Below are 17,661 nucleotides of genomic sequence, written 5' to 3' on the forward strand. Positions count from 1 at the left end.
GTTCACCTTAGGAGATCCAAAATGGCGTTCAATATCCATAACCGCAATCTGCTGAGCCTGGAACACCACACCCCTCGCGAATTGCGCTACCTGCTCGACCTGTCCCGCGACCTCAAGCGTGCCAAGTACACCGGCACCGAACAGCAGCATCTCAAGGGCAACAACATCGCGCTGATCTTCGAAAAGACCTCGACCCGCACCCGCTGCGCGTTCGAAGTCGCAGCCTATGACCAGGGCGCCAACGTTACCTACATCGACCCGAACTCTTCGCAGATCGGCCACAAGGAAAGCATGAAGGACACCGCCCGAGTGCTCGGGCGCATGTACGACGCCATCGAGTACCGTGGCTTCAAGCAGGAAATCGTCGAGGAACTGGCCAAGTTCGCCGGCGTGCCGGTGTTCAACGGCCTGACCGACGAATATCACCCGACGCAAATGATCGCCGACGTGCTGACCATGCGAGAACACGCCGACAAGCCCATCCACGAGATCAGCTACGCCTACCTGGGCGACGCGCGCAACAACATGGGTAACTCCCTGCTGTTGATCGGCGCCAAGCTCGGCATGGACGTGCGCATCTGCGCGCCCAAAGCCCTGTGGCCGGCGGACGACCTGGTGGGCCGCTGCAAGCAATACGCAGAAGAAAGCGGCGCGCGCATCACCCTCACTGAAGACCCGAAAGCGGCGGTCAAGGGCGTGGACTTCATCCACACCGATGTCTGGGTATCGATGGGCGAGCCGGTCGAAGCCTGGGCCGAGCGCATCCAGCAACTGCTGCCGTATCAGGTCAACGCCGAACTGATGAAAGCCACCGGCAACCCGCGCACCAAATTCATGCACTGCCTGCCGGCGTTCCACAACTGCGACACCAAGATCGGCAAGCAGATTGCCGAGCAGTACCCGCACCTGAGCAACGGCATCGAAGTGACCGATGACGTGTTCGAGTCGCCGGCCTGCATCGCCTTCGAGCAAGCGGAAAACCGCATGCATACGATCAAGGCGATTCTGGTGTCGACGCTGGCTGACCTTTAAGACCGGCACCGGTCAATGTAGGAGCGAGCCTGCTCGCGATAGCGGTCTGACATTCAATATTAATGTCGACTGATGCTGCGCAATCGCGAGCAGGCTCACTCCTACAATTGACCGAGTCGTTTGCCTTTCCTCTGTTTAGAAGGACTGCACCATGCGTATCGTCGTAGCTCTTGGCGGTAATGCCCTGCTCCGCCGGGGCGAACCCATGACCGCTGACAACCAGCGCGCCAACATCCGAATCGCCACCGAACAGATCGCCAGGATCCATCCCGGCAACCAACTGGTCATCGCCCACGGCAATGGCCCTCAGGTCGGCCTGCTGTCATTGCAGGCGGCGGCCTACACCTCGGTTTCGCCCTATCCGCTGGACGTGCTCGGCGCCGAGACCGAAGGCATGATTGGCTACATCATCGAACAGGAACTGGGCAACCTGCTGGACTTCGAAGTGCCCTTCGCGACCTTGCTGACCCAGGTCGAAGTCGATGCCAATGACCCGGCCTTCAAGAACCCCACCAAACCCATCGGCCCGGTCTACAGCAAGGCCGATGCGGAAAAACTCGCCGCCGAAAAAGGCTGGGCCATTGCCCCGGACGGCGACAAATACCGCCGCGTGGTCGCCAGCCCGAAACCCAAGCGCATCTTCGAAATCCGTCCGATCAAATGGCTGCTGGAAAAAAGCAGCATCGTGATCTGCGCCGGCGGCGGCGGCATTCCGACCATGTATACCTCGCCCGGCAAACTCGAGGGCGTCGAAGCGGTCATCGACAAGGACCTGTGCTCGGCGCTGCTGGCCGAACAGCTTGAAGCCGATCTGCTGGTGATCGCCACCGACGTCAACGCCGCGTTCATCGACTTTGGCAAACCCACGCAGAAAGCCATCGCCCAGGCCCACCCCGACGAAATTGAGAAACTCGGCTTCGCCGCCGGCTCCATGGGACCGAAGGTGCAGGCAGCCTGCGAATTCGCACGCCATACTGGAAAAGTCGCAGTGATCGGCTCGCTCGCGGACATCGAAGCGATCGTCCAGGGCAAGGCCGGTACGCGCATCAGCACGGCGACACCGGGCATCAGCTATCAGTAAACGAAACATCGGGGCAGGCCTGAGGCCTGTCCTGATTCGAGATCTTTTGAAGGAGAGTCAACAATGGCAACGTTCGAGCCGGGTCACCTGCACATCGAGCGACACGCGCTGAACAAGGATGATGTCAGCTACAACATCCACATCGACTATGAAGTCAGCCAGGACCCCAAGGAAGGCAAAGGGATGCTGTTCAAGATGCACGGCAGTATTCAGAACAAGGACATGAGCGAGTCGTTCTTCCTGCCCAAGGACATGGCCTACAACTTCGCCAGCAACGTCACCAAGATTGCCGAAAAGCATGGCATCCCGAAAACCCATAGCAACATCGGTTCGATCCACAAGCACTACGACGCGATGTTCGAGGACGTGCGGGTGCAGTTGAACATGAAATCGGGCGACCCGGTCAAACCCGAGCACCTGGAATAACCTGCCGAGCCTGTAGGAGCGAGCCTGCTCGCGAAGACGTAGTGTCAGACAATATTTTTAGTGACTGACACACTGCCATCGCGGGCAGGCTCGCTCCCACAGGGGGCATCACCCCATTGAAGGTCGCGCAAAATTTCACCATTAGCCCGCCCCAAGGCATACTTGCCACCCTCCGCACTGCAGACCCCAAGACCGCCCCATGCGTATCCACGTCAGCTTCATCGACCGCGTCGGTATCACCCAGGAAGTCCTGGCCCTGCTCGGCGGGCGCAATCTGAACCTGGATGCGGTGGAAATGGTCCCGCCCAATGTCTATATCGACGCCCCGACCCTGAGCCCGCAAGTGCTCGAGGAACTGCGCGATGCCCTGTTCAGCGTGCGTGGCGTGCAAGCGGTGACGGTGGTCGACATCCTGCCCGGCCAGCGCCGGCACTTGCAGCTCGACGCCTTGCTGGCCGCCATGACCGACCCGGTGCTGGCACTGGACAGCGACGGCAAGGTGCTGCTGGCCAACCCGGCCCTGATCGCCCTGTACGGCCGCGAACCGGACGGTGAAAGCGTGGGCGACCTGTTTGCCGACCCGGCCTTGCTCGACGCCCTGCTCGAACACGGCTTTCGCCTGCCGCTTCGGGAAATCACCGTCAACGGCCAGACCCTGTTGCTCGACGCCACGCCGATTACCGACGCCGGCGCCCTGCTGACCCTGTACCAACCGAACCGCATCGGCGAACGCCTCTCCGCGCTGCACCATGACCACGCCGAAGGTTTCGATGCCCTGCTCGGCGAGTCCCCGGTGATCCGCACCCTCAAGGCGCGCGCCCAGCGGGTCGCGGCCCTCGATGCACCGCTGTTGATCCAGGGTGAAACCGGTACCGGCAAGGAACTGGTGGCCCGCGCCTGCCACGCCATCAGTGCCCGGCACAGTTCTCCCTTTTTGGCGTTGAATTGCGCGGCATTGCCGGAGAATCTCGCCGAAAGCGAACTGTTCGGCTATGCCCCTGGCGCTTTCACCGGCGCACAACGGGGCGGTAAGCCGGGGCTGATGGAACTGGCCAACCAGGGCACGGTGTTTCTCGATGAAATCGGCGAGATGTCGCCGTACTTGCAGGCCAAATTGCTGCGTTTCCTCAACGACGGCAGTTTTCGCCGGGTCGGCGGTGACCGTGAGGTCAAGGTCAACGTACGGATCCTCAGCGCCACCCACCGCGACCTGGAAAAAATGGTCAGCGAAGGCCTGTTCCGCGAGGACCTGTTCTATCGCCTCAACGTCCTTAACGTTGAAGTGCCGCCGCTACGCGAGCGCGGCCAGGACATCTTGCTGCTGGCCCGCTACTTCATGCAGCAGGCCTGCGCGCAGATCCAGCGACCGATCTGTCGCCTGGCGCCGGGCACTTACCCGGCGCTGCTGGGCAACCGCTGGCCGGGCAACGTGCGGCAATTGCAGAACGTGATCTTCCGCGCCGCGGCAATTTGCGAAAGCAGCCTGGTGGACATCGGCGACCTCGACATCGCCGGCACCTCGGTGGCTCGCCAGGGCGACCATGACGTCGACAGCCTGGAACAGGCCATGGACGAGTTCGAGAAAACCCTGCTGGAAAAACTCTACGCCAGCTACCCCTCGACTCGGCAACTGGCGACGCGTCTGCAAACCTCCCACACGGCGATTGCCCATCGGTTGCGCAAGTACGGGATTCCGAGCAAGGCCTGACACAACACAACCTGTGGGAGCCAGCCTGCTGGCGATGGGGTCATATCAGTTAACATCTTTATTGCCTGCCACACCGCAATCGCCAGCAGGCTGGCTCCCACAGGTTTTGTGTTCGCCCCGCAAATCCCACTCTAAATACGACCTCCATCTGTACTGAAAGCGCTACAGCGGAACGATATCGCTACACCCCTCTCCGATCACGGCTGTACAAGGCTTTGATCCACCTCGGCTTTTATCATTGACATGTGCCGTATCGATTTCGCTACAACGATTGATCTTCAGACTTTGTCGAAACCACCTAAATCATTGATCAATAACAATAAAAACAACGTTGGCCGCGTTCTTGCTATGTACTCCCCCATAACCCGGGCATCGCCCAAGCATTCAATCGCGTCCACCAGACGAGTCTGGCCCCCTTAGGAGTTTCCATGAGCGAGTTGCGTTTTACTGAAGATCACGAATGGCTGCGCACCGAAGCTGACGGCAGCGTCACGGTCGGCATCACCGCTTTCGCACAGAACGCCCTGGGCGACGTGGTTTTCGTTCAACTGCCTGAGCTGCAGTCCTACGACAAAGGCGCCGAAGCCGCCACCGTGGAATCGGTAAAGGCTGCCAGTGGCGTGTACATGCCGCTGGACGGCGAAGTGCTGGAAGTGAACCCGGCGCTGGACAGCAGCCCTGAACTGGTCAACGAAGATCCGCTGGGCGAAGGCTGGTTCTTCCGCTTCCAGCCAAGCGACGCCTCGGCAGTCGCCCAACTGCTGGATCAGGACGCCTACGACCGCCTGATCAAAGCCCAAGCCGAAGCCTGAGGAGCGCTGACATGACCCAAGTGAATCTGACCACCGCCAACGAATTCATCGCCCGTCACATCGGCCCGCGCGCCGGTGACGAGCAAGCCATGCTCAACAGCCTCGGTTTCGACTCCCTGGAAGCCCTGAGCGCCAGCGTGATTCCCGACAGCATCAAGGGCACCAGCGTCCTCGGCCTGGAAGATGGTTTGAGCGAAGCCGATGCCCTGGCCCTGATCAAGTCCATCGCGACTAAGAACCAGCTGTTCAAGACTTTCATCGGCCAGGGTTACTACGGCACCCACACGCCGTCGCCGATCCTGCGCAACCTGCTGGAAAACCCGGCCTGGTACACCGCCTACACCCCGTACCAGCCAGAAATCTCCCAGGGCCGTCTCGAAGCGCTGCTGAACTTCCAGACCCTGATCAGCGACCTCACCGGCCTGCCGATCGCCAACGCCTCGCTGCTCGACGAAGCCACCGCCGCTGCCGAAGCCATGACCTTCTGCAAACGCCTGAGCAAGAACAAAGGCAGCCACGCCTTCTTCGCCTCCGTGCATTGCCACCCGCAGACCCTCGACGTACTGCGCACCCGTGCCGAGCCTCTGGGCATCGACGTGGTGGTTGGCGACGAGCGCGAACTGAGCGACGTGACGCCATTCTTCGGCGCCCTGCTGCAATACCCGGCGAGCAACGGTGACGTGTTCGATTACCGCGAACTGACCGAACGCTTCCACGCCGCCAACGCCCTCGTTGCCGTGGCTGCCGACCTGCTGGCCCTGACCGTGCTGACCGCACCGGGTGAATTCGGTGCCGACGTGGCCATCGGCAGTGCACAACGTTTCGGCGTGCCGCTGGGCTTCGGTGGCCCGCACGCGGCGTACTTCTCCACCAAGGACGCGTTCAAGCGTGACATGCCTGGCCGCCTGGTCGGTGTTTCCGTAGACCGTTTCGGCAACCCGGCCCTGCGCCTGGCCATGCAGACCCGCGAGCAACACATCCGTCGCGAGAAAGCCACCAGCAACATCTGCACCGCGCAAGTACTGCTGGCCAACATCGCCAGCATGTACGCCGTGTACCACGGTCCGAAAGGCCTGACGCAGATCGCCAATCGTGTGCATCACCTGACCGCAATCCTGGCCAAAGGCCTGAGTGCACTGGGCCTGAGCGTCGAGCAAGCGAGCTTCTTCGACACCCTGACCGTGAAGACCGGCGCGCAAACCGCTGCCCTGCACGACAAGGCACACGCCCAGCGCATCAACCTGCGCGTGGTCGATGGCGAGCGCCTGGGCCTGTCCCTGGACGAAACCACCACTCAGGCTGACGTTGAAGCCCTGTGGACACTGCTGTCCGACGGCAAGGCCCTGCCGGATTTCACCGCCCTCGCCGCTTCGGTGCAGAGCGCCATCCCGGCCACACTGGTACGTCAGTCGCCGATCCTCAGCCACCCGGTGTTCAACCGCTACCACTCGGAAACCGAGCTGATGCGCTACCTGCGCAAACTGGCGGACAAGGACCTGGCGCTGGACCGCACCATGATCCCGCTGGGTTCGTGCACCATGAAACTCAACGCCGCCAGCGAAATGATCCCGGTGACCTGGGCCGAGTTCGGCGCCCTGCACCCGTTCGCCCCGGCCGAGCAAAGCGCCGGTTATCAGCAATTGACCGACGAACTGGAAGCAATGCTTTGCGCTGCGACCGGCTACGACTCGGTTTCGCTGCAACCGAACGCCGGTTCCCAGGGTGAATACGCAGGTCTGCTGGCGATCCGTGCCTATCACCAGAGCCGTGGCGAAGACCGTCGCGACATCTGCCTGATCCCGTCGTCGGCCCACGGCACCAACCCGGCCACCGCCAACATGGCCGGCATGCGCGTGGTCGTCACCGCCTGCGATGCCCGTGGCAACGTCGACATCGAAGACCTGCGCGCCAAAGCCATCGAGCACCGCGAACACCTCGCCGCGCTGATGATTACCTACCCGTCGACCCACGGCGTGTTCGAAGAAGGCATCCGCGAAATCTGTGGCATCGTTCATGACAACGGCGGTCAGGTGTACATCGACGGCGCCAACATGAACGCCATGGTCGGCCTTTGCGCCCCGGGCAAGTTCGGCGGCGACGTTTCGCACCTGAACCTGCACAAGACCTTCTGCATTCCTCACGGCGGTGGCGGCCCGGGCGTCGGCCCGATCGGTGTGAAATCGCACCTGGCGCCATTCCTGCCGGGCCACGCCCAGATGGAGCGCAAGGAAGGCGCCGTTTGCGCGGCACCGTTCGGCAGCGCGAGCATTCTGCCGATCACCTGGATGTACATTCGTATGATGGGTGGCGCGGGCCTCAAGCGTGCTTCGCAGCTGGCGATCCTCAATGCCAACTACATCTCCCGTCGCCTCGAAGAACACTATCCAGTGCTGTACACCGGCAGCAACGGCCTGGTGGCGCACGAGTGCATCCTTGATCTGCGCCCACTGAAAGACAGCAGCGGCATCAGCGTCGATGACGTCGCCAAGCGCCTGATCGACTTCGGCTTCCATGCGCCGACCATGTCGTTCCCGGTGGCCGGCACGCTGATGATCGAGCCGACCGAAAGCGAGTCCAAGGAAGAACTGGACCGCTTCTGCGACGCCATGATCCGCATCCGTGAAGAAATCCGCGCAGTGGAAAACGGCACCCTGGACAAGGACGACAACCCGCTGAAAAACGCCCCGCACACCGCCAAGGAGCTGGTGGGCGAGTGGTCGCACCCGTACAGCCGTGAGCAAGCGGTGTACCCGGTTGCGTCGCTGATCGAAGGCAAGTACTGGCCGCCGGTCGGTCGCGTCGACAACGTGTTCGGCGACCGCAACCTGGTCTGCGCCTGCCCGTCGATCGAAAGCTACGCTTAAACGAATGAGGGGGCGGAATCATCCGCCCCCAATTTCCAGAACACCACAGCCCCCTGTGGGAGTGAGCCTGCTCGCGATGACGGACTGACAGCCACCATCGTTGTCGACTGAACGACCGCTATCGCGAGCAGGCTCACTCCCACAGGGAACTGAGCCAAGCCTCAGATCCCGCCATACCCATAACAAGAAACCGGAGAACCACCATGTCGTTAAGCGTGTTCGACCTGTTCAAGATTGGCATCGGCCCCTCCAGCTCCCACACCGTCGGCCCGATGCGCGCCGCTGCGCGTTTCGTCGAAGGTTTGCGCCGTGAAGGGCTGCTGACGGCCACCACCTGCGTCAAGGTCGAGTTGTACGGCTCGCTCGGGGCCACCGGTAAAGGCCACGGCAGCGACAAGGCTGTATTGCTGGGCCTGGAAGGCGAACACCCGGACACCGTGGATACCGAAACCGTCGCTGAGCGTCTGCAAGACATTCGCGGCAACGGCCGCTTGAACCTGCTCGGCGAACACAGCATTGCGTTCAACGAGAAAGAACACCTGGCGATGATTCGCAAACCGCTGCCCTATCACCCCAACGGCATGATTTTCCGCGCCTTCGACGCAGCGGGCCTGCAGATCCGCAGCCGCGAGTACTACTCGGTCGGCGGCGGTTTCGTGGTCGATGAGGACGCCGCCGGCGCCGACCGCATCGTCGAAGACGCCACGCCCCTGACCTTTCCGTTCAAAAGCGCCAAGGATCTTCTCGGTCATTGCGTCAAATACGGGCTGTCGATCAGCCAGGTGATGCTGACCAATGAAAGCGCCTGGCGCCCGGAAGCGGAAACCCGCGCCGGCCTGCTGAAAATCTGGCAAGTGATGCAGGACTGCGTCGCCGCCGGATGCCGTAACGAAGGCATCCTGCCCGGCGGGCTGAAGGTCAAGCGCCGGGCCGCCGCGCTGCATCGGCAATTGTGCAAGAACCCGGAATCGTCCTTGCGCGACCCACTGTCTGTGCTGGACTGGGTCAACCTCTACGCGCTGGCGGTCAACGAGGAGAACGCCAACGGCGGGCGCGTCGTAACGGCGCCCACCAATGGTGCGGCGGGGATCATTCCAGCGGTGCTGCACTACTACATGCGGTTTATCCCGGGCGCCAATGACGACGGCGTGGTGCGATTCCTGCTGACCGCCGCGGCCATCGGCATTCTGTACAAGGAAAACGCCTCCATCTCCGGCGCCGAAGTCGGCTGCCAGGGCGAAGTCGGTGTCGCCTGCTCGATGGCCGCCGGCGCCTTGTGCGAAGTACTGGGCGGCACTGTGCAACAAGTGGAGAACGCCGCGGAAATCGGCATGGAACACAACCTCGGACTGACCTGCGACCCGATTGGCGGGCTGGTGCAAGTGCCTTGCATCGAGCGCAACGCCATGGGTTCGGTCAAGGCCATCAATGCCGTGCGCATGGCCATGCGCGGCGACGGACAACACTTCGTCTCCCTCGACAAGGTCATCCGCACCATGCGCCAGACTGGCGCCGACATGAAAAGCAAATACAAGGAAACCGCCCGTGGCGGTTTGGCGGTCAACATTATCGAGTGCTGATGCGCGCTCATCTGCACCCTTCTTCAGGAGCTGAATATGTCCACCGAACAACTGTTGAAAACCCCGTTGCACGCACTGCACATCGAACTCGGCGCACGCATGGTGCCCTTCGCCGGCTACGACATGCCCGTGCAATACCCGCTGGGCGTGATGAAAGAACACCAGCACACCCGCGATCAGGCCGGGTTGTTCGACGTCTCGCACATGGGCCAGATCCGCCTGACCGGCGCCAATGCCGCCAAGGCCCTGGAAACCCTGGTGCCGGTGGACATCATCGACCTGCCGGTGGGCATGCAGCGTTACGCCATGTTCACTAACGAGACCGGCGGCATCCTCGACGACCTGATGGTCGCCAACCTGGGTAACGACGAACTGTTCCTGGTGGTCAACGCCGCCTGCAAGGATCAGGACCTGGCCCACCTTCGCAAGCACATCGGCGACCAGTGCAGCATCGAGCCGCTGTTCGAAGAGCGTGCCTTGCTCGCCCTGCAAGGCCCGGCGGCAGTCACTGTACTGGCGCGTCTGGCGCCTACAGTTGCAAAGATGACCTTCATGCAGTTCGCCCGCGTGAAGCTGCTGGGCGTGGACTGCTTTGCCAGCCGTTCGGGTTACACCGGCGAAGACGGTTTCGAAATTTCCGTACCGGCCGCCAATGCCGAAGCCCTGGCTCGCGCCCTGCTGGCCGAACCGGAAGTGGCCGCCATCGGTCTTGGCGCCCGCGACTCCCTGCGCCTGGAAGCCGGCCTGTGCCTGTACGGCCACGACATGAACACCGACACCACCCCGATCGAAGCAAGCCTGCTGTGGGCGATCTCCAAGCCACGTCGCGCCGATGGTGCACGGGCTGGTGGCTTCCCTGGCGCCGAAACCGTATTCGCCCAGCAACAGGCAGGCGTGAACCGCAAACGTGTAGGTCTGCTGCCGCAGGAACGTACACCCGTGCGTGAAGGCGCCGAGATCGTCAACGAAGCCGGCGACATCATCGGTAGCGTCTGCAGCGGCGGTTTCGGACCGACCCTGGGCGGTCCGCTGGCCATGGGTTATGTCGACAGCGCCTACATCGCACTGGACACCCCCGTTTGGGCGATCGTTCGTGGGAAAAAGGTGCCTTTGCTTGTAAGCAAAATGCCATTTGTTCCACAACGCTACTATCGTGGCTGATTGACTGTTCCTATAAGTAACGCGGTTGCGTTAACGGTGCACTAATGTGTAACGCAACCGCCATATAACAGTGCATCGTTTGGCTATAAGCTTCGATTATGAACTTTGCTTATAACGATCGAAAACAATTGAACAACACTAGGGAATAAGCCCCCGCTAATGGACTGACTTTGCCATCAACCTGAGGAAATACGGGGCCTTCACGGGGCTTGTTTTTTCTCCCGTAGTTGGCGTAGAGTTTGTTCACTGTGTTTGCATGGGTCGCTTGGAATCGTGACCTGGGCAGTAGCCTACAAGTTAGCTACATCCCGTTCGACGTCTTCTTACTCTCCTGCAACCAGCCCCAGTACTCTTTCATGAGAAGGAGACTGTCATTAATTTTTTGCGTCAAAGGAAATAAGAAATGTCCCAACGTCAGAGCGGTACCGTCAAGTGGTTTAACGACGAGAAAGGTTTTGGTTTTATCACTCCTGAAAGCGGTCCGGATCTGTTCGTGCATTTCCGCGCCATCCAGGGCAACGGCTTCAAGAGCCTGAAAGAAGGCCAGAAAGTGACTTTCATCGCCGTGCAGGGCCAGAAAGGCATGCAGGCTGACGAAGTACAAGCAGAAGCCTGATCTTCTGTAACGAAAAAGCCCCTGATGCTGACATCAGGGGCTTTTTTGTGCGCGTAAATCCGTAAAATGGCTTCTTTTTTCGCCGAGAGCCTGCCATGTCGAAACACCTGCTTACCCCCCAGGGCAACTTTCCTGCCGCTGGCCTGGGTCGTCGTCTGGCAGCCATGTTCTATGATTTCCTGCTGTGCACCGCTCTGCTGATCGTCACCAGCGGCGTCTACAAGATGATCCAGATGGCGATCATCGGCGAAGAAAGGATGCGCACCCTGACCGAAGCGGGCGCGCTGGACGGCGACCCCCTGCTTTCCACCGTCTTGCTGTTCGTATTGTTCGGCTTCTTCGCCAAATTCTGGACCTGGTCCGGTCAGACGCTGGGCATGCAGGTCTGGTGCATCCGTGTGCAGAATGCCGATGGCTCGTCCATCAGCCTGTGGCAGGCGCTGCTGCGCTTTGTGGTGTCGATTGCTTCGCTGCTCTGCGTTGGCCTGGGATTCTTCTGGTCGCTGTTCGACAAACAGAAACGCAGCTGGCATGACATCTACTCCAATACCGAGCTGGTGCGGATTCCGAAGAAGACCAAATAATTCTCCGACGCAAAAACCATTGCAGGAGCGAGCCTGCTCGCGATGGCGGTCTGTCAGTCAACATTGATATGACTGACAGACCGCCATCGCGAGCAGGGCTCACTCCTACAGTATTATGCGGCGATCCTGACAGACCTCAGGCGTTCCCGGCCAACTTCATCCGCGCAGCCTGGGTGAAATCAAGCATGCGCTTGAGCGGGCGAATCGCCTGCGGGATCAGTGCCGGGTCGACAAAGATCTCGTTCGACCCTTCCTTCAACGCCTTGAGCGTGCGCTCAAGGGTGTTCATGGCCATCCACGGGCAATGCGCACAACTGCGGCATGCCGCGCCGTTACCCGCCGTCGGGGCTTCGATAAAGACCTTGTCCGGGCACAGCTGCTGCATCTTGTAGAAGATGCCACGGTCGGTCGCGACGATCAGCGTCTTGTTCGGCAGGCTCTGGGCCGCCGCGATCAACTGACTGGTCGAACCCACGGCGTCCGCCAATTCAATCACCGAGGTCGGCGACTCCGGGTGCACCAGAATCGCCGCATCCGGGTACAGCGCCTTCATGTCTTCAAGCTGCTTGGACTTGAACTCTTCGTGAACGATGCAGGCACCGTCCCACAGCAGCATGTCGGCACCGGTCTGGCGCTGGATGTAGGTCCCCAGGTGCTTGTCCGGGCCCCAGATAATGGTCTCGCCATTGTCCATCAGGCTTTCGACGATCTCCAGCGCACAGCTTGAAGTCACCACCCAATCCGCTCGGGCCTTTACCGCAGCCGACGTGTTGGCGTACACCACCACCGTGCGCTCCGGGTGTTGATCGCAGAACGCGGAAAACTCGTCCACCGGGCAACCCAGGTCGAGCGAACAGGTCGCTTCGAGCGTCGGCATCAGCACGCGTTTTTCCGGATTGAGGATCTTGGCGGTCTCACCCATGAACTTCACGCCAGCGACGACCACGGTCTTGGCCGGATGGGCGTTGCCGAAACGAGCCATTTCCAGCGAGTCGGAAACACAGCCCCCCGTCTCTTCGGCCAGCGCCTGAATGACAGGGTCACAATAGAAGTGGGCCACCAGCACCGCGTCCTGAGCCTTGAGCTCGGCAGCGATGGCAGCACGGTAATAAGCCTCTTCATCGGCGGTCAGCGGCTTGGGCTGTTTGGCGTCGAGGTGGGCTTGAACCAGAAGGCGTTCGGAAATTTGCGTCATGTTCGCAAGACCTGCAAGCGCATTCGCGCGAAAGTCGAGTATACACCCGGCTCCGGACCCATCGGGGTACCGCCGGGAAAGTGAGTATTGATCAGGCACGGACAGCGTTGAAGCTGCGCAAGGCTACAGAATATCCGACGGATGCAAAAGGTGATTCTGACCTGCGTCATGCGCAGCAGCGCGCTGCGAAGCGGGCTTGAATCGCGGGCAAAAAAAAACCCGGAAATCCTCACTTGCGTGGGCCTTCCGGATTTTCTAAACCGCCAAAAATGGTGGGTCGTGTGGGATTCGAACCTACGACCAATTGGTTAAAAGCCAACTGCTCTACCAACTGAGCTAACGACCCGCTGTGTGGTGGCGCGTATAATACTGATTTTTAAGGACTATTCAACACCTATTTTGAAATAAATCAAAAATAAGGGGTTGGATCGCTGATTCCGGCCGCCGCAAAGCCTTCTGCACGCAGTCGGCAGCTGTCGCACTTGCCGCACGCACGGCCTTCATCGTCGGCCTGATAGCAGGAAACGGTCAGTCCATAGTTCACGCCAAGCTTCACGCCTTCCTGGACGATCTGCGCCTTGCTGAGGTTTTGCAGCGGCGCCTGGATGCGGAAGCCATTGCCTTCCACGCCGGCTTTGGTTGCCAGGTTGGCCATGCGCTCGAACGACTCGATGAACTCGGGACGGCAGTCCGGGTAACCGGAGTAGTCCACCGCGTTGACGCCGATAAAGATGTCCCGTGCGCCGAGCACTTCTGCCCAGCCCAGGGCCAGGGACAGGAACACCGTGTTACGCGCAGGCACGTACGTCACCGGAATGCCTTCACCGAGCTCCTCTGGAATATCGATACTGCTGTCGGTCAGGGCCGAGCCGCCCATGCCGTTCAGGTTCAGGCCGATCACCTTGTGCTCGACCACACCCTGGTCCCGTGCCACACGCTCGGCGGCGTACAGCTCGGCGTGAGAGCGCTGACCGTAGTCAAAGCTCATGGTGTAGCAGCTGTAGCCTTCGGCGCGCGCCATGGCCACGACGGTCGCCGAGTCCAGGCCACCGGAAAGCAGGATGACCGCTCGTTTTTCAGCCGTATTGAGTTGTTCAGTCATTTCAGCGCCCCGGCTCGTCATTCCATAGATATTTATGCAGCTGCAATTGCAAACGCACTGGCAGGTTGTCCGCCACCACCCAGTCCGCCAGATCCCGGGCATTGAGATCATGGTGACTTGGCGAGAACAGGACTTCACCGGCACGCAGGTCAAGACCGTACTGGATCAGCTTGGATACGGACCAGTCATAGTCCTCCCGCGAGCAGATGACAAACTTCACCTGATCGTTGGGCGTGAGCAGCTCGATGTTTTCGTAGCGATTGCGGTGCGCTTCCTTCGAACCCGGGGTTTTCAGGTCGACAACGCGACTGACCCGGGAATCTACTGCCGAGATATCGATGGAGCCACTGGTTTCCAGCGACACTTCGTAACCGGCGTCACATAAGCGCTTGAGCAAGGGAATGGCGTTGGGCTGTGCCAGGGGCTCGCCGCCCGTGACGCAGACGTATCGCGGGCGAAAACCGGCAACTTGCTCGAGGATGTCGTCGAGCGTGCGAATGGTTCCTCCGGTGAACGCGTAGGCGCTGTCGCAGTATTGGCAACGCAGAGGGCAACCGGTCAGGCGCACAAAGACAGTGGGCAGGCCGGCAGTCCGCGTTTCACCCTGCAACGAGTAGAAAACTTCGGTGATTCTCAATGTGTCTTGCATAGTCGCCACGGGCGTAACAGCTAAACAGGCTGTCCGCCTCCGTCAGGCACTTGAAGGAACCCCGGCAAAGCGCAGGCCCCTAAAAGCGTGTTTCATAAAAAGGGCGTGAATTCTAACGAAAAAACCCGCGACAAGCGCGGGTTTCTTTGAAACGGGTCAAGCAGGCTTACATTTTTTGCAGATCACGCTGGGCCAACTGAGCGGCGGAAGTACCCGGATATTGGGACACCACCTGCTGCAGAATGCCTTTGACCCGGTCGGTATGACCCAGGCGACGCTCTACATCAGCGAGCTTGTACAGCGAGTCCGGCACTTTGGCGTGCTTGGGATACAGCTGCGAAACCTTGGCAAACGCCTGACCTGCGCCTTGCAGATCGCCTTTGGCCAGATTCACTTCGCCCAACCAGTATTGGGCGTTGCCCGCGTACTGGCTGTTCGGGTATTTGCGCAGGAAAGCGGCAAAAGCCTGGCTGGCCTTGTCGAAATCCTTGGCCTTGATCAGGTCGAAGGCAGCATCGTAATAGAGCTTTTCCTTCGCCGGATCCGCCGGTTCGCCACCCGCGGCAGGTGCTTGAGCGGCGGCTGCGCCAGCTGCCGCACCTGCGGCTGCACCAGCGGCATTCGAATCACCGCCGGTGGAAGAATTTTCAGGAGTCGCGGCTGGTGCAACGCCGGTTCCTATGCGCCGATCAAGATCCTGGTATCGCTCCAGGTTTTCCTGTTTCATGCGCGCTACATCATTTTGCAGAACTTCAATCGCACCTTGCTGGCGCTCGATCTGTTGCTGCATTGATTGCAGTTGGTTGAACAGCTCGCCCTGTGCCGAGACAGGGGCCGAAACCCCTCCCCCGGCATAGGCGCCGTTCGTACCGTAACCTGCAGGCGGATAACTGCTCCCGCTATTGTTATAGCCGGAGTCGTTATCGACCACAGGAACCGCAGCCCACACCGCAAGCGGCGCGAGGCTGAGAGCCAGAACAGTTACAGCACGACGGCACGTTCGCATGACGAATTACTTACGCAGTTCGACGCGACGGTTTTGAGCCCAGGACTGCTCGTCGTTGCCGGTAGCAACTGGACGCTCTTCGCCGTAGGAAACCAGTTCCAGCTGAGCTGGGGAAACACCTTGCAGTACCAGGTAGCGCTGAACGGCTTTCGCACGACGCTCGCCCAGTGCCATGTTGTACTCACGAGTACCACGTTCGTCGGTGTTGCCTTCCAGAACAACGCGAGCGCCGTTTGCTTTCAGGTCTTTGGCGTGAACGTCCAGAGCGCGCATGGCTTCTGGCTTCAGGTCCGAGCTGTCGTATTCGAAGTAGAAAGTAGTGATAGCGCGCAGAGCAGCTTCTTCGCTCAGGGAGCCGTCAACTGCACCAGTGTTTGCGCCGTAACCAGCGTTTGGATCTACCGCGCCTTCACCGGCATTGTCGCCGCCTTTGGACGAGCAACCTACAGCTACAGCCATGGCCAGTGCCAGCGCAGCAAATTTACCAAACTTCAGCATTTCCATCGTGAAACTCCTAATGAACCCCAGTGTGTTAAGTACAACGTATAGCGCCGCGTCAGTTCAGGTAAGGGGACCAGGAAGGTTCTCTGACTTCGCCTTGTGCGGTAGGAAGCGGGAGCCTTACGCGTCCATTGATGGACACGAGCATCAAGACTCCCCGGCCCTGCTGGCGGGTGGCGTAGATTACCATGGTGCCGTTGGGCGCGACAGTAGGCGACTCGTCCAGAGTGCTATCAGTGAGGATTTTTACACTACCGCGCTGCAAATCCTGGGCCGCCACCTTGAAATTGGTGAAGCCATCCTGACGGTGAATCATGACAAGCGTCTTTTCATCAGCCGACAGTTTAGGGTTGGCGTTGTAGTTACCGACGAAAGTCACGCGTTCGGCACCGCCACCACCGGCACTGGTCTTGTAGATCTGCGGCTTGCCGCCACGGTCGGACGTGAAGTAGATGGTCGAGCCATCCTTGCCCCAGAACGGTTCGGTGTTGATGCCAGGGCCGTTGGTGACGCGGCTGATCTGACGCGAACCCAGGTTCATCACATAGATGTCCGGGTTGCCGTCTTTCGACAGCACGAACGCCAGGCGATTGCCATCCGGCGACCAGGCTGGCGCACCGTTCAGGCCTTCGAAGTTGGTGATCTGCTCACGGCGACCGGTGTCGATGTTCTGCATGAAGATGCGTGGACGCTTCTGCTCGAAAGAGACATAAGCGATGCGCTTGCCATCCGGTGCGAAACGCGGCGACAGGATCGGCTCGCGCGACTGCAGCAGGGTCACGGCGCGAGCACCGTCGTAGTCCGAACGTTGCAGGGTGTAGCGAGTGTTGTTCTCGGAGAAACGCTCGGCCGTTACGTACAGCAGGCGAGTCGAGAAAGCACCCTTGATACCTGTGAGCTTTTCGAACGACTGGTCGGAGATATAGTGCGCCATGTCGCGCAACTGATCGACGCCGCCGGACACGCTGCCGGTCAGCACTTGCTGTTCGGTGGCCACGTTGAACAGTGCGTATTGCACCTGCAGGCGACCGCCCGCCGGAACGATGCTGCCGACCATGACGTACTGGGCACCCAGCGCCTTGAAGTCACGGAAGATGATTTCGCTGGCCTGGCTCGGCTGGCTGATCATGTTCTGCTTTGGAAGCGGCGAGTAGTAACCCGAGTTACGCAGGTCGTTACCGATGATTTCCGCCATGTCGTCCGGCAGCACGCTACCGCCCTGGAAGCCGAACGGTACGACGGCGATCGGGGTCGCCCGATCGCTGCCGCTTGTAACCAGAATGTTTTTCTCATCTGCCATCGCCATCCCTGCCATGCAGCAGATAACGACCAGCATTCCTCGAA

The 17,661-nt window shown here is 60.3% G+C and carries 16 protein-coding genes and 1 tRNA gene; 10 read left to right on the top strand and 7 right to left on the bottom strand.

What is annotated here, in order from left to right; all coding sequences use genetic code 11:
- Nucleotides 1-21 precede the first annotated feature (21 nt).
- From BSF44_RS06285 to BSF44_RS06330, 10 genes are all read left to right on the top strand, one after another.
- Nucleotides 22-1,032: an ornithine carbamoyltransferase gene (locus tag BSF44_RS06285; protein ID WP_095942764.1), complete on the top strand. Its 1,011-nt coding sequence runs from the start codon at nt 22-24 to the stop codon at nt 1,030-1,032.
- Nucleotides 1,033-1,183: 151 nt separating this feature from the next.
- On the top strand, nt 1,184-2,113 hold the full coding sequence (gene arcC, locus BSF44_RS06290; RefSeq protein ID WP_095942765.1) for a carbamate kinase: 930 nt from the start codon (nt 1,184-1,186) through the stop codon (nt 2,111-2,113).
- 63 nt (nt 2,114-2,176) lie between these two features.
- Nucleotides 2,177-2,539 carry a DUF5064 family protein gene (locus tag BSF44_RS06295; RefSeq protein ID WP_095942766.1) on the top strand — a complete coding sequence of 121 codons (363 nt, stop codon included), beginning with the start codon at nt 2,177-2,179 and terminating at the stop codon, nt 2,537-2,539.
- Nucleotides 2,540-2,738: 199 nt separating this feature from the next.
- The gene (locus BSF44_RS06300) at nt 2,739-4,247 is read left to right on the top strand and encodes a sigma-54-dependent transcriptional regulator (RefSeq protein WP_095942767.1); all 1,509 of its coding nucleotides are present in this window, start codon (nt 2,739-2,741) and stop codon (nt 4,245-4,247) included.
- A 428-nt stretch (nt 4,248-4,675) separates the two neighbouring features.
- Entirely contained in the window at nt 4,676-5,059 is a 384-nt protein-coding gene (gene gcvH, locus BSF44_RS06305) for a glycine cleavage system protein GcvH (RefSeq protein ID WP_008047373.1), read from the top strand.
- A gap of 11 nt (nt 5,060-5,070) precedes the next feature.
- Nucleotides 5,071-7,923 carry an aminomethyl-transferring glycine dehydrogenase gene (gene gcvP, locus BSF44_RS06310; RefSeq protein ID WP_095942768.1) on the top strand — a complete coding sequence of 951 codons (2,853 nt, stop codon included), beginning with the start codon at nt 5,071-5,073 and terminating at the stop codon, nt 7,921-7,923.
- 203 nt (nt 7,924-8,126) lie between these two features.
- Nucleotides 8,127-9,503: an L-serine ammonia-lyase gene (locus BSF44_RS06315; protein WP_095942769.1), complete on the top strand. Its 1,377-nt coding sequence runs from the start codon at nt 8,127-8,129 to the stop codon at nt 9,501-9,503.
- A 36-nt stretch (nt 9,504-9,539) separates the two neighbouring features.
- On the top strand, nt 9,540-10,664 hold the full coding sequence (gene gcvT / locus BSF44_RS06320) for a glycine cleavage system aminomethyltransferase GcvT (RefSeq protein WP_095942770.1): 1,125 nt from the start codon (nt 9,540-9,542) through the stop codon (nt 10,662-10,664).
- A gap of 403 nt (nt 10,665-11,067) precedes the next feature.
- Nucleotides 11,068-11,280, top strand: coding sequence for a cold-shock protein (locus BSF44_RS06325; protein WP_007977299.1), 213 nt, complete (start codon nt 11,068-11,070; stop codon nt 11,278-11,280).
- A 95-nt stretch (nt 11,281-11,375) separates the two neighbouring features.
- The gene (locus tag BSF44_RS06330) at nt 11,376-11,864 is read left to right on the top strand and encodes an RDD family protein (RefSeq protein ID WP_095942771.1); all 489 of its coding nucleotides are present in this window, start codon (nt 11,376-11,378) and stop codon (nt 11,862-11,864) included.
- A gap of 136 nt (nt 11,865-12,000) precedes the next feature.
- Here the strand turns inward: BSF44_RS06330 and nadA are convergent, their stop codons facing one another.
- The 7 genes from nadA to tolB form a co-directional block, all read right to left on the bottom strand.
- The gene (nadA, locus tag BSF44_RS06335; protein ID WP_095942772.1) at nt 12,001-13,059 is read right to left on the bottom strand and encodes a quinolinate synthase NadA; all 1,059 of its coding nucleotides are present in this window, start codon (nt 13,057-13,059) and stop codon (nt 12,001-12,003) included.
- A gap of 270 nt (nt 13,060-13,329) precedes the next feature.
- Nucleotides 13,330-13,405: transfer RNA gene (locus BSF44_RS06340), tRNA-Lys, on the bottom strand.
- Between the two features lie 63 nt (nt 13,406-13,468).
- A complete protein-coding gene (gene queC, locus BSF44_RS06345; RefSeq protein ID WP_095942773.1) occupies nt 13,469-14,161 on the bottom strand; it encodes a 7-cyano-7-deazaguanine synthase QueC in 693 nt (230 codons plus the stop codon).
- Nucleotide 14,162: 1 nt separating this feature from the next.
- Entirely contained in the window at nt 14,163-14,810 is a 648-nt protein-coding gene (gene queE, locus BSF44_RS06350; protein WP_008047363.1) for a 7-carboxy-7-deazaguanine synthase QueE, read from the bottom strand.
- 166 nt (nt 14,811-14,976) lie between these two features.
- Complete coding sequence (gene ybgF, locus BSF44_RS06355; RefSeq protein WP_095942774.1) at nt 14,977-15,816, bottom strand: tol-pal system protein YbgF; 840 nt, start codon at nt 15,814-15,816, stop codon at nt 14,977-14,979.
- Nucleotides 15,817-15,822: 6 nt separating this feature from the next.
- Entirely contained in the window at nt 15,823-16,320 is a 498-nt protein-coding gene (pal, locus tag BSF44_RS06360) for a peptidoglycan-associated lipoprotein Pal (protein ID WP_003178634.1), read from the bottom strand.
- A 52-nt stretch (nt 16,321-16,372) separates the two neighbouring features.
- Nucleotides 16,373-17,653, bottom strand: a complete 1,281-nt coding sequence (tolB, locus tag BSF44_RS06365) for a Tol-Pal system beta propeller repeat protein TolB (RefSeq protein WP_167362903.1) — start codon at nt 17,651-17,653, stop codon at nt 16,373-16,375.
- Nucleotides 17,654-17,661 lie beyond the last annotated feature (8 nt).

This window comes from Pseudomonas sp. ACN8 (assembly GCF_002303925.1).
Lineage (GTDB): Bacteria > Pseudomonadota > Gammaproteobacteria > Pseudomonadales > Pseudomonadaceae > Aquipseudomonas.